The sequence below is a fragment of the Staphylococcus sp. AC872 genome, from assembly GCF_979255425.1.
Genome location: NZ_CEEDKW010000004.1, coordinates 168,396 through 183,228 on the forward strand (window position 1 = coordinate 168,396; position 14,833 = coordinate 183,228).

The 14,833-nt window shown below is 32.3% G+C and carries 12 protein-coding genes; 11 read left to right on the forward strand and 1 reads right to left on the reverse strand.

Going from position 1 to position 14,833, the window contains the following annotated elements:
- The first annotated feature begins 297 nt into the window (after positions 1–297).
- The gene (locus tag ACZ267_RS08035) at positions 298–1,383 is read left to right on the forward strand and encodes a glycosyltransferase family 4 protein (protein ID WP_002467467.1); all 1,086 of its coding nucleotides are present in this window, start codon (positions 298–300) and stop codon (positions 1,381–1,383) included.
- 74 nt (positions 1,384–1,457) lie between these two features.
- On the opposite strand, the gene ACZ267_RS08040 is transcribed toward ACZ267_RS08035, so the two are convergent.
- Complete coding sequence (locus ACZ267_RS08040) at positions 1,458–2,099, reverse strand: YigZ family protein (protein ID WP_002467465.1); 642 nt, start codon at positions 2,097–2,099, stop codon at positions 1,458–1,460.
- A gap of 139 nt (positions 2,100–2,238) precedes the next feature.
- Between ACZ267_RS08040 and fakB1 the strand changes: the two genes are divergently transcribed.
- From fakB1 to uvrB, 10 genes are all read left to right on the forward strand, one after another.
- Positions 2,239–3,105, forward strand: coding sequence for a fatty acid kinase binding subunit FakB1 (fakB1, locus tag ACZ267_RS08045; protein ID WP_002467468.1), 867 nt, complete (start codon positions 2,239–2,241; stop codon positions 3,103–3,105).
- 16 nt (positions 3,106–3,121) lie between these two features.
- Complete coding sequence (locus ACZ267_RS08050; protein ID WP_463680307.1) at positions 3,122–4,465, forward strand: DEAD/DEAH box helicase family protein; 1,344 nt, start codon at positions 3,122–3,124, stop codon at positions 4,463–4,465.
- The gene (locus tag ACZ267_RS08055; RefSeq protein WP_015365273.1) at positions 4,465–5,139 is read left to right on the forward strand and encodes a ComF family protein; all 675 of its coding nucleotides are present in this window, start codon (positions 4,465–4,467) and stop codon (positions 5,137–5,139) included. The genes ACZ267_RS08050 and ACZ267_RS08055 overlap by 1 nt, the downstream gene beginning before the upstream one ends.
- Before the next feature lie 61 nt (positions 5,140–5,200).
- Complete coding sequence (hpf, locus tag ACZ267_RS08060) at positions 5,201–5,776, forward strand: ribosome hibernation-promoting factor, HPF/YfiA family (RefSeq protein WP_002450920.1); 576 nt, start codon at positions 5,201–5,203, stop codon at positions 5,774–5,776.
- A 572-nt stretch (positions 5,777–6,348) separates the two neighbouring features.
- Positions 6,349–8,883 carry a preprotein translocase subunit SecA gene (secA, locus tag ACZ267_RS08065; protein ID WP_079449041.1) on the forward strand — a complete coding sequence of 845 codons (2,535 nt, stop codon included), beginning with the start codon at positions 6,349–6,351 and terminating at the stop codon, positions 8,881–8,883.
- 282 nt (positions 8,884–9,165) lie between these two features.
- Positions 9,166–10,273, forward strand: a protein-coding gene (gene prfB, locus ACZ267_RS08070; protein WP_102949347.1) for a peptide chain release factor 2 whose coding sequence is annotated in 2 segments (ribosomal slippage) — positions 9,166–9,237 and positions 9,239–10,273 — 1,107 coding nt in all. Because the reading frame shifts where the segments join, the coding sequence is not laid out codon by codon here.
- 379 nt (positions 10,274–10,652) lie between these two features.
- On the forward strand, positions 10,653–11,456 hold the full coding sequence (locus ACZ267_RS08075; RefSeq protein ID WP_002465360.1) for a COG3942 and LysM peptidoglycan-binding domain-containing protein: 804 nt from the start codon (positions 10,653–10,655) through the stop codon (positions 11,454–11,456).
- 180 nt (positions 11,457–11,636) lie between these two features.
- On the forward strand, positions 11,637–12,278 hold the full coding sequence (locus tag ACZ267_RS08080; RefSeq protein WP_002465357.1) for a YfbR-like 5'-deoxynucleotidase: 642 nt from the start codon (positions 11,637–11,639) through the stop codon (positions 12,276–12,278).
- A 5-nt stretch (positions 12,279–12,283) separates the two neighbouring features.
- Positions 12,284–12,511: a CsbA family protein gene (locus tag ACZ267_RS08085; protein ID WP_002450915.1), complete on the forward strand. Its 228-nt coding sequence runs from the start codon at positions 12,284–12,286 to the stop codon at positions 12,509–12,511.
- A gap of 331 nt (positions 12,512–12,842) precedes the next feature.
- Positions 12,843–14,828, forward strand: coding sequence for an excinuclease ABC subunit UvrB (gene uvrB, locus ACZ267_RS08090; protein ID WP_002465354.1), 1,986 nt, complete (start codon positions 12,843–12,845; stop codon positions 14,826–14,828).
- Positions 14,829–14,833: the final 5 nt, after the last annotated feature.

Consider the following 14,833-nt stretch of genomic DNA (forward strand, 5'->3'; position numbering starts at 1 on the left):
TATAAAAATCGATGTAGATATATATGAAGAAAGAATGTTGTTATAAATTTGGGATATCTTATTTTAGATTAACTACTATTATACAGTTGATTTAATAATAAGGAAAGATGATAGCAACTGATGTTATTGCGATAGAATTGAAGATTGATAGTAGTCGTTATTAAAGAGGAAAATCATACAAAATAACCGACGCACGTTTAAATATTAACTATAAATATAGGAAGAGAAATAGTTGGATTTCTTAAAACTTACCCTTTAAATGATAGAAACTAACTTAATTTTGATGAAGGTGAACTGATGTATACATTATTACTCATTGCATTTACTATGATAGTCAGTTTAATAATAACACCCATTATTATTGCGATGTCTAAAAAATTAAATTTAGTAGATAAACCCAATTTTCGTAAGGTGCATACAAAGCCGATTTCAGTCATGGGTGGCACAGTTATTTTATTCTCATTTTTAATTGGAATGTGGTTAGGCCATCCTATTGAAAGAGAAGTGAAACCATTAGTTATCGGAGCAATATTGATGTATGCCGTTGGTTTAATCGATGATATATTTGATCTTAAACCATATATCAAATTAGCTGGGCAAATCGTAGCAGCTTTAGTGGTCGCATTTTATGGTATTACCATTGATTTTATTTCATTACCAATGGGACCAACGATACATTTTGGAATTTTAAGTATTCCAATTACAGTGATTTGGATTGTAGCTATTACAAATGCTATTAATTTAATTGATGGATTAGATGGCTTAGCATCTGGTGTATCTGCGATTGCATTAATGACAATTGCATTTATCGCTATCTTACAAGCGAATATCTTTATTATAATGATTTGTTGTGTGTTAATCGGATCTTTATTAGGATTTTTATTCTATAACTCACACCCAGCTAAAATATTTCTTGGTGATAGTGGAGCCCTAATGATTGGTTTTATTATTGGATTTGTTTCATTGCTAGGTTTTAAAAACATTACATTTATTGCATTATTTTTCCCTATTGTTATTTTAGCAGTACCATTTATTGATACTATTTTTGCAATGATTCGACGAATGAAAAAAGGGCAACATATTATGCAAGCGGATAAATCTCATTTACATCATAAGTTATTAGAACTTGGTTATACACATAGACAAACCGTCTTACTCATATATTCCATTGCTATCTTATTCAGTCTATCTAGTATTATTCTGTATCTATCTCAACCTCTAGGTGCATTAATGATGTTCATTTTAATTATTTTAACGATTGAACTCATTGTTGAATTTACAGGATTAATTGACGATAATTATAGACCGATTTTAAACCTAATTACAAAAAAAGGTGATCATCCACATCCTCAACATCAATATGAAGAGGAAGACAATCACTAAACATCATAAAAGCTATCTAAAACAGAGTCCCGATTTCATCGTTATTTAGACTCTAACTTTAGATAGCTTATTTTTTAATCTGTTGTAATATCGAAGGGTAACATTTTAATTTCTTCAGTATTTAGCTCATAATTGCCAGCTGTCGTTCTATTTAAAAACTCGATAAAATCATCGTACTCAGTTTCAACTACATCTATTTGGTAGCTAACTTTGTCAGTATAGAATTGATTTCTAAGCATAAAGCTAGTGGAACCTAATTCATATTCAAATTTGCCAGTTTGATCATAATTCAAGGTAACGGTGGTTGGAATAGCAGCTCTTAACTCCACACGTCCAATATCATAAATAACATCACGTACTGCACCACTATATGCTCTTATGAGGCCGCCACCACCTAATTTGATACCGCCAAAATAGCGTGTAACAACGACGCACACATCATGTAGTTCTAACTTTTTTAATATTTCCAACATAGGGACGCCAGCAGTACCACTTGGTTCTCCATCGTCATTTGCTTTTTGAATATTCATTTCTGGCCCTACAGTGTATGCAGAACAGTTGTGTGTTGCATCTTTATGTTGTGATTTCACCTCATTTATGAATGCCTTTGCTTCATCCTCTGAAGCTACAGGTTTAATATGTGAAATAAAACGCGATTTATTGATTGTATTTTCAATAGTATGTTCTTCTTTAATAGTAATGATTGGTTTTGTCATTTTTTCACCTTCATCTTCGCTCTGTTTTCATATTTGTATTATACACTCTGTAAATACTTAAAATAAATTGTTTAATTAAGATTTTCTTTTTTAATAAAATATTGTATTATTACTATGAGTATAATTGAGGAGGACTACTATGAAGATTGCTGTAATGACTGATTCTACTAGCTATCTATCTCAAGATTTAATTGATAAATATAATATCCCAGTTGCACCGTTAAGTGTAACTTTTGATGATGGTGTAAGCTATACTGAAGATGTAAATGTTGATATTGACCATTTTTATAATAAAATGGCTTCTTCAGCAACGATACCTACGACAAGTCAACCGGCTGTAGGTGAATGGATTCAAAGATACGAAAAATTAAGAGAAGATGGTTACACAGATGTGATAGTTGTATTCTTATCTAGTGGAATTAGTGGGAGTTATCAATCTGGGAAGCAAGCTGGAGAGTTAGTTGAAGGCATTAATGTCTATGCATTTGATAGTAAGCTTGCGGCTATGATGGAAGGTTGTTACGTATTACGTGCAATAGAAATGGTAGAACAAGGTTATAAACCAGATGATATCATAGCAGAGTTAACTGATATGAGAGAACATACAGGTGCTTATTTAATTGTAGATGACTTAAAAAATTTACAAAAAAGCGGACGTATTACAGGTGCTCAAGCTTGGGTAGGTACATTGTTAAAAATGAAACCAGTACTTAAATTTGATGATGGTAAAATAGTACCAGAAGAAAAAGTACGTACTAAGAAGAGAGCGCTAAAAGCACTAGAAGATAAAGTCTTAAATCAAGTTAAAGATTATAATGATGTGACAATTTACGTGATTAATGGCGATAAAACAGAGGATGGTAAAGCCTTATTAGAATCTGTCAAAGCCAATGCGTCATCACATTACCAAGTAGCATATTCTGAATTCGGACCAGTGATTGCCGCGCACTTAGGATCTGGTGGGTTAGGTTTAGGCTACACTGCACGACAAATTAGACTTAATTAGAAGATTTAGAGGGCATATGGAATTGTTGAATGACAATTCGGTATGTCTTTTTTTATTGGAGGGAACATCAATATTACATTTTGGAAAGTTAATTCATTCAGAAATGAATATCACTACGGAACAAGTGGCACATGTTACTAAAGGCGTTGTATTTAAAAATAACCGTTGGCATTGTGTTCAATGTGAAACAGACGATGCTAAATATTTTCATCGCTATTTTTCAAATTTTATAAATAAAGACATTATATATTGTAGAAAATGTATACAACTTGGTCGTATGGATCATTTGACTGATTATAGAATAACTAAGAGTCATCAAAAGGCTACGCTATGTGAATATCACCTTGAATTTGCGCTTTCAGACCAACAAAGGTATGCCTCTCAACAAATTGTAAATGCAATTAAGGCACGACGAAAATTATTGTTATATGCAGTTACTGGGGCTGGTAAGACTGAAATGATTTTCGAAGGCATTAAGTTTGCTAGAAATCAAGGCGACAATATTGCGATTGTATCACCACGTGTTGATGTTGTAGTAGAAATTAGCCAACGGATTAAAAATGCATTTTTTCAGGAAGATATAGATGTATTGCATCAAAGTAGTAAACAAGAGTTCAACGGACACTTTATCATTTCAACGATTCATCAGCTATATCGATATAAAAACCACTTTGATGCTATTATTATTGATGAAGTAGATGCATTTCCATTATCAATGGATGACGACTTATTTAAAGTGATTCAAACAGCTTCCAAACAGAGTGCATGTCATATTTATATGACAGCTACGCCGCCGAAGAAACTATTATCGACGATAAGTAAAGATAATGTGATTAAATTACCTGCACGATTCCACCGACAACCACTTCCGGTACCCAATTTTCAATATTTAAAGTTTAATCCTAAGAAAGTTCAATATAAATTATTAAATTTTTTATCCCAACAAATACAACGTCAACGATATACTTTAGTATTTTTTAATCACATTGATTGCATGATTAAAGCTTTTAAGACGTATCAAGCTCAAATACCGAATTTAATATATATTCACAGTGAAGATGAGCAACGCTTTGAAAAAGTACAATCTTTAAGGGCAGGTAATCATGTTGTTGTTTTTACCACTACTATTCTTGAACGAGGTTTTACTATGGAAAAGTTGGATGTCGTAGTAATTGATGCTGACCAGTTTTCTAAAGAAGCATTAATACAGATTGCAGGTCGTGTAGGGAGAAAGAAGCAAGCGCCAAACGGGCATGTGATTTATTATCATAATGGTGTGTCACTATCGATGATGTTAGCAAGAAAAGATATTGAAAAAATGAATCAACTTGGGAAACAAAAAGGATGGTTAGACATATAATGGAAAGATGTCTACAATGCTTGAATCCTATAAATGAACCTTTTACTATCATTAATTTTTATAGAAACCCTAATGTTTTATGTGAGACTTGCGTCGGAAAATGGAATCAAGTAAAAATCCATGATGCTATAAAGCGTTGTAAAAAGTGTTTGAAAGTAATGACACAAGATGAACAAATTTGTGAAGATTGTCAATTTTTGAATGAGCGATTTAACATTCAATATCAATTAAAATGTGATTTTATTTATGAAGGTATTATGAAAGAAACGATTCATCAATATAAATTTTTGAAAGATCATTATTTATGCAAAATTCTTGCTGAGGTAATCAATATACCAGAAGGTAAATTTGACTACGTAATCCCTATACCATCCCCAGATGAACGTAATATTGAAAGAACATTTAATCCAGTTGAAGAAGTTTTAAAGATGAAAGGTGTTGATTATAAAAATGTATTAGGTACAGAATTTAGACCGAAACAAGCAGGTTTAAATAAAATTAAACGAATAAAAGAGACAAATCCCTTTTTTATAAGGAAAAATATTGAGTTAGATGGTAAGGAAATATTACTTGTTGATGATATTTATACAACGGGGTTAACGATTAATCGTGCAATGTGTAAATTATCCACATTAAATGTCAGAAAATTCAATGTGTTTGCGTTTGCAAGATAAGGATGACGTGGTAAAATATAATTAAGCATTACCAATATAAGAGGTTAAAGGAGAGATTACTATGATTAGATTTGAAATTCATGGAGATAACCTCACTATCACAGATGCAATTCGCAACTATATTGAGGAAAAAATTGGTAAGTTAGAACGTTACTTTAATAATGTACCGAATGCGGTTGCACACGTTAAAGTTAAAACTTATTCAAATTCAACTACAAAAGTTGAAGTAACAATTCCTCTTAAAGATGTCACTTTAAGAGCAGAAGAAAGACATGATGATTTATATGCTGGTGTTGATTTAATTACTAATAAACTTGAACGTCAAGTTAGAAAGTATAAAACACGTGTAAATCGTAAGCACCGTGACCGTGGTGATCAAGAAGTGTTTGTAGCAGAAGTTCAAGAAGCACCACCAGAAGAAATTAGCGGTGCAGAAGAAAATAATGATAATGATATCGAAATTATTCGTTCTAAACAATTCAGTTTAAAACCTATGGATTCTGAAGAAGCGGTATTACAAATGAATCTTTTAGGACATGACTTCTTTATCTTTACAGATCGTGAAACTGACGGTACTAGTATCGTTTATCGTCGTAAAGATGGAAAATATGGTTTAATTGAAACAACTGAACAATAAGGGTCAATGTGAACCATAAATATATGTAAGAAATGAATTCAGTTTAATAATTGAATAGGGTTAATTTGGGAGTGAGATGATTGTTATTCGTATGTGAATACTTCATCTTGCTCCCTTTTTATATATAATATTAAGGGGTTATTCTTAATAATGAGTTGAGTAAAGGGATTTAAAAGAATGATGTATGGATGTTTGAATTCGTAGACGCAATGATTATACTGTGCTAATCTTAATTGAAAATAACGGAAAAGAAATACTGTATAATAAATTTCGCAATTTATGCGAAGTTTATTTATTTGAGACGAGAAATAATACATTGTATCATGTTAGAATTAACTTGTTGACAATTCATTAGATTTAATTATGTTATAGATTGGAAAGACACAAAGGCATTTTGATTGAATTACCATGTAAAATAACTTAAAGTGTGTAAGCTATGATTGCCAATATGTTTATATTATGAACAAAGGGAATAACGTATACTAATGAGTATTTAAGTATGATTCTAAAGGTATAAATGGTAAGATTAATTGTTGAAAGCCAAGCAGTTTTTAGCTAAAGGAGCGAACAGAATGGGATTTTTATCAAAAATTGTTGACGGCAATAAAAAAGAAACGAAAAAGTTAGGTAAGTTAGCTGATAAAGTACTCGCATTAGAGGAAGATACAGCACTTTTAACTGATGAAGAAATTCGAAATAAAACTAAGAAATTTCAAGAAGAACTTGCTGAAATTGAAGATGTTAAAAAACAAAATGATTACTTAGATAAAATTTTACCTGAAGCGTATGCACTTGTACGTGAAGGTTCTAAACGCGTTTTTAATATGATTCCATATAAAGTACAAGTTATGGGTGGTATCGCTATTCATCATGGTGATATCGCTGAAATGAGAACAGGTGAAGGTAAAACGTTAACAGCAACAATGCCTACATATTTAAATGCATTAGCAGGGCGAGGCGTTCACGTTATTACAGTCAATGAATATTTATCTAGTGTTCAAAGTGAAGAAATGGCAGAACTATACGAATTTCTAGGTTTATCTGTAGGTCTAAACTTAAATAGTAAAACCACAACTGAAAAACGTGAAGCGTATGCACAAGATATCACATATAGTACGAATAACGAACTAGGATTCGACTATTTGAGAGATAACATGGTGAACTATGCAGAAGAGCGTGTTATGAGACCATTACATTTTGCCATTATTGATGAGGTAGACTCTATTTTAATTGATGAAGCAAGAACACCGCTTATTATTTCAGGTGAAGCAGAAAAATCTACATCACTTTATACACAAGCTAATGTTTTCGCTAAAATGCTAAAATTAGATGATGATTATAAATACGATGAAAAAACAAAATCTGTGAACTTAACAGAACAAGGTGCAGATAAAGCAGAGCGCATGTTTAAGATTGATAATCTTTATGATGTTCAAAACGTAGAAATTATTAGTCATATCAATACGGCATTAAGAGCGCATGTGACTTTACAACGAGATGTTGACTACATGGTTGTAGATGGCGAAGTACTTATCGTTGACCAATTTACTGGTCGTACAATGCCTGGTAGACGTTTCTCTGAAGGTTTACACCAAGCGATCGAAGCTAAAGAAGGCGAACAAATTCAAAATGAATCTAAAACAATGGCTTCTATCACCTTCCAAAACTATTTCAGAATGTACAATAAGTTAGCAGGTATGACAGGTACTGCTAAAACAGAGGAAGAAGAGTTCCGAAATATTTATAATATGACAGTAACTCAAATCCCGACTAATAAACCTGTACAACGAGTTGATAAATCTGACTTAATTTACATTAGTCAAAAAGGGAAATTTGATGCCGTTGTTGAAGATGTAGTTGAAAAGCATAAAAAAGGACAACCTGTATTATTAGGTACAGTAGCCGTAGAAACATCTGAATATATTTCTAATTTATTAAAAAAACGTGGCGTAAGACATGATGTATTAAACGCTAAAAACCATGAACGAGAAGCGGAAATTGTTGCAAATGCTGGTCAAAAAGGATCAGTTACCATTGCTACAAACATGGCTGGTCGTGGTACAGATATCAAATTAGGTGAAGGCGTTGAAGAAATCGGTGGTTTAGCTGTTATTGGTACAGAACGTCATGAATCACGTCGTATTGATGACCAATTACGTGGTCGTTCAGGTCGTCAAGGTGATAATGGGGATAGTCGCTTCTATTTATCATTACAAGATGAATTAATGGTACGTTTCGGTTCAGAAAGACTACAAAAAATGATGGGCCGATTAGGTATGGATGATTCTACACCAATTGAATCTAAAATGGTTTCAAGAGCAGTAGAATCAGCGCAAAAACGTGTTGAAGGTAACAACTTTGATGCACGTAAACGTATCTTAGAATATGACGAAGTACTACGTAAACAACGTGAAATTATCTATAATGAACGTAACGATATCATTGATAACGATGATAGTTCACAAGTTGTAGATGCCATGTTACGTTCAACATTACAACGTGGAATCAATTATCATATCAATGAAGAGGATGATAACTTAGATTATCAACCATTCATCAACTATATAAATGATGTCTTCTTACAAGAAGGAGAATTGAAAGAGTCAGAAATTAAAGGTAAAGATTCAGAAGATATCTTTGAAGTAGTATGGTCTAAAATTGAAAAAGCTTATGCTAAACAAAAAGAAACGCTTGGCGATCAAATGAATGAATTCGAAAGAATGATTTTATTACGTTCTATTGATAGTCATTGGACAGATCATATAGATACAATGGATCAATTACGTCAAGGTATCCATTTACGTTCATATGCACAACAAAATCCATTACGTGATTATCAAAATGAAGGTCACGAGTTATTTGATATGATGATGCAAAATATCGAAGAAGATACTTGTAAGTTTATATTAAAATCAGTGGTACAAGTTGAAGATGATATTGAACGTGAAAAAACAACAGACTTCGGTGAAGCAAAACATGTATCAGCCGAAGATGGCAAAGAAAAAGTGAAACCACAACCGATTGTTAAAGGTGAAGACATCGGTCGTAATGATCCATGTCCTTGCGGTAGCGGTAAGAAATATAAAAACTGTCATGGACAAGCATAGTTGCACCTAAATAAGTAATATATAGTTGAAGCCTGAGACAAAGTTGTCTTGGGCTTCTTTATTGTATATTTGATTGATTGAGAAAATAATTCAACAGCAATAATTAAGTTATGAGGCTTTAATTTTAATACAACAATCGTACTTATACTGTCATTCAGTTTGTTTATGATAGAATATAAACATATAATATGATGAATGTAGTGTAGTAATATTTAAGAATTTGATAAAGTAAATCAAATTGAAATAAAATCATAGATAAACAAATGAAATAGGAGAGACATTATGGAATTATCAGAAATTAAAAGAAATATAGATGCGTACAAAGACAATTTAAATCAAATTAGGGGGTCTCTTTGACTTAGAAAATAAAGAGACTAACATCCAAGAGTATGAAGAAATGATGACAGAGCCCAATTTTTGGGATGATCAAAATAGAGCACAAGATATCATCGATAAAAATAATGCTTTAAAGTCAATGGTAAATGGTTATTATGAATTAGAAGAAACCGTGGAAGATATGTCTGCAACAGTTGAATTGTTGCAAGAAGAATTTGACGAAGATATGAAGCAAGAGTTAGAAAATAATGTCATTGAATTTAAATCAGAGATTGACCACTTTGAATTACAATTATTATTAGATGGTCCTTACGATGCGAATAATGCGATTTTAGAATTACATCCTGGTGCAGGCGGTACTGAATCACAGGATTGGGTAAGTATGTTATTAAGAATGTATCAACGATATTGTGAACAAAGTGGATTTAAAGTTGAAACCGTGGATTATTTACCTGGCGATGAAGCGGGTGTTAAAAGTGTGACATTATTAATCAAAGGGCATAATGCATATGGTTATTTAAAAGCAGAAAAAGGTGTGCATCGATTAGTTCGAATTTCACCATTTGATTCATCTGGCCGTCGCCATACATCATTTGCGTCTTGTGATGTTATTCCTGATTTTGATAATGATGAGATTGAAATTGAAATCAATTCTGATGATATTACAGTTGATACCTTCAGAGCATCTGGCGCTGGTGGACAACATATTAATAAAACGGAATCAGCAATCAGAATTACGCATCATCCTACAGGTATTGTAGTTAATAACCAAAATGAACGTTCACAAATTAAAAACCGTGAAGCAGCAATGAAAATGTTGAAATCTAAATTGTACCAACTTAAATTAGAAGAACAAGAACGTGAAATGGCAGAAATACGTGGTGAGCAAAAAGAAATAGGTTGGGGAAGTCAAATTAGATCTTACGTATTCCATCCTTATTCAATGGTTAAAGATCATAGAACAAATGAAGAAACCGGTAAAGTGGATGCTGTAATGGATGGTGACATAGGTCCGTTTATTGAAGCGTATTTAAGACATCAAATGGATAAATAAATTGAAGAATAAGAGAAGGAGCGTTTGAGGCATATAATTGTCTCAAGTGCTTCTTTTTTATTAGCTGTAGTAGTTTCAAAGTACTACCATTTAAATAAAAATAAGAATGAATTATTTTGAAAATTTTAAAGTCAACAAAATCAATGTAAAAAATCTCTTGTAATATTACTCAGTTGATCATTATGACAAAGTCAAACTAACAATGAATCGCTCTAAAGTAGCTGATATATATGTATTTGTGATGATATATAAGATGACGCTTGAAATGATTGTGTATAAAAAATATATTACATCAATTTAACATTAACCTTTATAAAATAATATTGTGTTATATTAAATTCAACAAATTAGAATACACAACAAAGGAATGACATATTTAATGAAGAAGACGTTTTTATTATCATTATCATCAGTAGCAGCGTGTATCGCATTCAGCAATGTTGCAGATGCTCAAGAAGAAACCGCTGTATCTAATGTGAATACATCTGAAAACATAGCATCAGTTGAAACTGAAAATGCTAGTCAATATATCGTCAAACCTGGTGACACATTATACCAAATCGCTTTAAATCATAATATTACTTTAGATGAATTATATAGCCTTAATCCTGGGGTTACACCTTTAATTTTTCCGGGGGATATCATTACTGTTTCTCCATATGAAACACAATATCAAGTCAACAATACCACTTATAATTCAAGCAATTATAATGTTGGAGAACCAACATCAGCAGCAAGTCAACAATATGTAGATGTTACAAGTGAAACGGCATCACAACCATCTGTTACAACGAATCAATCATATAGTAATGAGGCTGGTGCTAGTTTGTATTCTGTAAGTAATTCTGGCAATTTATATAATTATGGCAACTGCACATATTATGCATTCAATCGTCGTGCAGAGTTAGGTAAACCAATTGGAAGTTTATGGGGGGATGCTGGTAGTTGGGCAGTAAATGCTAGAAATGCTGGTTTCACAGTGAATAATATTCCAGTTGCAGGTGCAGTTTTCCAATCTAATCCTGGTACAAATGGTTCGGGTGGCTATGGCCATGTAGGCGTCGTTGAAAGCGTAAATAGTAATGGTACAGTTACAGTTTCTGAAATGAACTGGAACGGTGGATTTAATGTAAAATCTTACAGAACAATTACAAATCCAGGTAGCTATAACTACATTCATTAAATTTGAATACACACTAAAGTTATATAGCAGTAACGTAATTTATATTATTACGTTGCTGCTTATTTAATATTAATCAACTAAGTTGAAATCGCCATTAAGATATTACTTTTAATCATGATTTTGATTGGTATAATGAAACTAAGTATCATCTATGATTAAATAAGAAGGAGGCATCACGGAATGGGCATACATCAATATTACAAAAGACTCTCTGACATGGAAAAGCTTATTAGGTTGCCTGGTAAATTTAAATATTTTGAGCATAATGTGGCTGCACACTCGTTTAAGGTAACAAAAATTGCTCAGTATCTTGGCACTGTTGAAGAATATAATGGAAATGTTATAGATTGGAAGAGCTTATATGAAAAAGCACTAAACCACGATTTTGCAGAGGTATTTACAGGTGATATTAAAACGCCAGTAAAGTATGCAAGTAGAGAATTGAAAATGCTTTTTTCACAAGTTGAAGAAGAAATGGTAGAAAATTTTATTAAAGAAGAAATCCCTGAGCAATACCGTGACATATATAGACAAAGGCTACAAGAAGGTAAAGATGATTCATTAGAAGGACAAGTACTTGCTGTTGCGGATAAAATTGATTTACTATATGAAACATTTGGTGAAATCCAAAAACGTAACCCAGAACCTTTGTTTTTTGAAATATATGAAATGAGTTTAGAAACAATTATGCAATTCGATCATTTAGCTTCTGTTCAAGATTTTATTGATAATGTAATTCCTGAAATGCTAACTGAAAACTTCATTCCTAGAACAGAATTACGAGAAACTACGATGACAATACTTAATAAAAGAAACAGGTGAAATAAATGATTTGGTATGCATGTGCTGCATTTTTTCCTTGTATTTTAATAGTACTTTTTAGTGTCGTAACTAAAAACAAATGGATTGGTACCTCTGTTACTTTAATATTAATTGCGACCTCAATATATAAAGGCTTTTTCCATAGTGAATGGATTATATTTATTGATGTTGTATCATTATTAGCGGGTTATTTAATCATAGATCAACTAGAATTCCATAAGAGAGAAGAATAAAACTCAATTAATAAACAAACGGATTGAAAATAAAGTGTATAAAACAAGCATAGTTTGCTAAGCTATGTTTGTTTTTATTTATCTTATAATATAAAAATGTTAGCGAACAAATGTTTGTATTTTATGTTCGAGATTTGTTAAAATAGAAAATAAATTCAGTGCTAATATTTACGTTAACGATATCATCAAAATGATGTATGACAAGAGGTAAACTAGGGAAAGTAATAAGTAAATAACGTATTTAGTGACGATATTCTTTAGAAAAAAATGAGTTCACTAATCTCGAGTGATAGAAGTTGAGTTGTAAACAATACAGGAGGCGTATGTAGTAATGGTTGAACATTATCCATTCAAATTAAATTCAGAGTTCGATCCTCAAGGTGATCAACCTGAAGCAATAAAGAAAATTGTTAAAGGTGTTAAAGAAGGTAAGAGACACCAAACACTACTTGGTGCAACCGGAACAGGTAAAACATTTACGATGAGTAATGTAATACAACAAGTAGGTAAACCAACCTTGATTATTGCACATAACAAAACATTGGCTGGACAATTATATAGTGAATTTAAAGAATTTTTCCCGGAAAATAGAGTGGAATATTTCGTGAGTTACTACGATTACTATCAGCCAGAAGCTTACGTACCATCGACAGATACATTTATTGAAAAAGATGCGTCTATTAATGATGAAATTGACCAATTAAGACACTCAGCAACGAGCGCATTGTTTGAGAGAGATGATGTTATTATCATAGCAAGTGTGAGTTGTATTTATGGTTTGGGTAATCCAGAAGAATATAAAGATTTGGTTGTCAGTGTGCGTGTGGGCATGGAAATGGAACGTAGCGAATTACTAAGAAAACTAGTTGATGTGCAATATACTAGAAATGATATAGACTTCCAACGTGGTACATTTAGAGTACGAGGCGATGTGGTTGAAATATTCCCTGCTTCAAGAGAAGAAATGTGTATTCGAGTAGAATTTTTCGGTGATGAAGTCGATCGTATTAGAGAAGTGAATTATTTAACAGGCGAAGTTATAAGAGAACGTGAACATTTTGCAATTTTCCCAGCATCCCACTTCGTTACGCGTGAAGAAAAGATGAAAGTTGCAATCGAGAGAATTGAAAAAGAATTAGAAGAACGTTTAAAAGAGTTAAGAGATGAAAATAAACTTTTAGAAGCACAGAGATTAGAACAAAGAACTAATTATGACTTAGAAATGATGCGTGAGATGGGGTTCTGCTCAGGTATTGAAAACTACTCTGTACATTTAACGTTAAGACCACTAGGTTCTACCCCATATACATTGCTTGATTACTTTGGCGATGATTGGTTAATCATGATTGATGAATCACACGTGACACTACCTCAAGTAAGGGGGATGTATAACGGTGATAGAGCACGTAAGCAAGTTTTAGTTGATCATGGATTCAGATTGCCAAGTGCTTTAGACAACAGACCTTTAAAATTTGAAGAGTTTGAAGAAAAAACAAATCAATTAGTCTATGTATCTGCCACACCAGGACCTTATGAAATAGAACATACCGATGAAATGGTAGAGCAGATTATTCGACCTACTGGATTGTTAGATCCAAAAATTGATGTACGTCCAACAGAAAATCAAATTGATGACTTGTTGAGTGAAATTCAAGATAGAATTGATAAAAATGAAAGAGTACTGGTTACTACTTTAACTAAAAAAATGAGTGAAGATTTAACAACATATATGAAAGAAGCAGGAATTAAAGTTAATTATCTTCATTCGGAAATCAAAACTCTCGAGAGAATAGAAATCATAAGAGACTTACGTATGGGTACCTATGATGCAATTGTTGGAATTAACTTGTTAAGAGAGGGGATAGATATTCCCGAAGTTTCATTGGTTGTTATCTTAGATGCAGATAAAGAAGGATTTTTACGTTCCAATCGTTCTTTAATTCAAACAATTGGACGTGCAGCACGAAATGATCGTGGTGAAGTTATTATGTACGCTGATAAGATTACAGATTCAATGAGATATGCCATTGATGAAACGCAGAGACGTCGTGATATACAAATGGCTCATAATGAAAAACACGGTATTACACCTCAAACAATTAATAAGAAAATTCATGATGTCATCAGCGCAACCGTCGAAAGTGATGATACAAATGAAAATAAACAAATAGAAGTTCCTAAGAAAATGACGAAGAAAGAACGTCAAAAAACGATAGAAAACATAGAAAAAGAAATGAAAAAAGCAGCTAAAGATTTAGACTTTGAGAAAGCAACAGAGTTAAGAGATATGTTATTCGAATTAAAATCAGAAGGGTGACATTT

What these genes read in the sequence shown, in the direction of transcription:
- secA (WP_079449041.1), top strand. Translation starts at nt 6,349, where the DNA reads ATGGGATTTTTATCAAAAATTGTTGACGGCAATAAAAAAGAAACGAAA.
- uvrB (WP_002465354.1), top strand. Translation starts at nt 12,843, where the DNA reads ATGGTTGAACATTATCCATTCAAATTAAATTCAGAGTTCGATCCTCAA.
- ACZ267_RS08050 (WP_463680307.1), top strand. Translation starts at nt 3,122, where the DNA reads ATGGAATTGTTGAATGACAATTCGGTATGTCTTTTTTTATTGGAGGGA.
- ACZ267_RS08085 (WP_002450915.1), top strand. Translation starts at nt 12,284, where the DNA reads ATGATTTGGTATGCATGTGCTGCATTTTTTCCTTGTATTTTAATAGTA.
- ACZ267_RS08035 (WP_002467467.1), top strand. Translation starts at nt 298, where the DNA reads ATGTATACATTATTACTCATTGCATTTACTATGATAGTCAGTTTAATA.
- hpf (WP_002450920.1), top strand. Translation starts at nt 5,201, where the DNA reads ATGATTAGATTTGAAATTCATGGAGATAACCTCACTATCACAGATGCA.
- ACZ267_RS08055 (WP_015365273.1), top strand. Translation starts at nt 4,465, where the DNA reads ATGGAAAGATGTCTACAATGCTTGAATCCTATAAATGAACCTTTTACT.
- ACZ267_RS08040 (WP_002467465.1), bottom strand. Translation starts at nt 2,099, where the DNA reads ATGACAAAACCAATCATTACTATTAAAGAAGAACATACTATTGAAAAT.
- ACZ267_RS08080 (WP_002465357.1), top strand. Translation starts at nt 11,637, where the DNA reads ATGGGCATACATCAATATTACAAAAGACTCTCTGACATGGAAAAGCTT.
- fakB1 (WP_002467468.1), top strand. Translation starts at nt 2,239, where the DNA reads ATGAAGATTGCTGTAATGACTGATTCTACTAGCTATCTATCTCAAGAT.
- ACZ267_RS08075 (WP_002465360.1), top strand. Translation starts at nt 10,653, where the DNA reads ATGAAGAAGACGTTTTTATTATCATTATCATCAGTAGCAGCGTGTATC.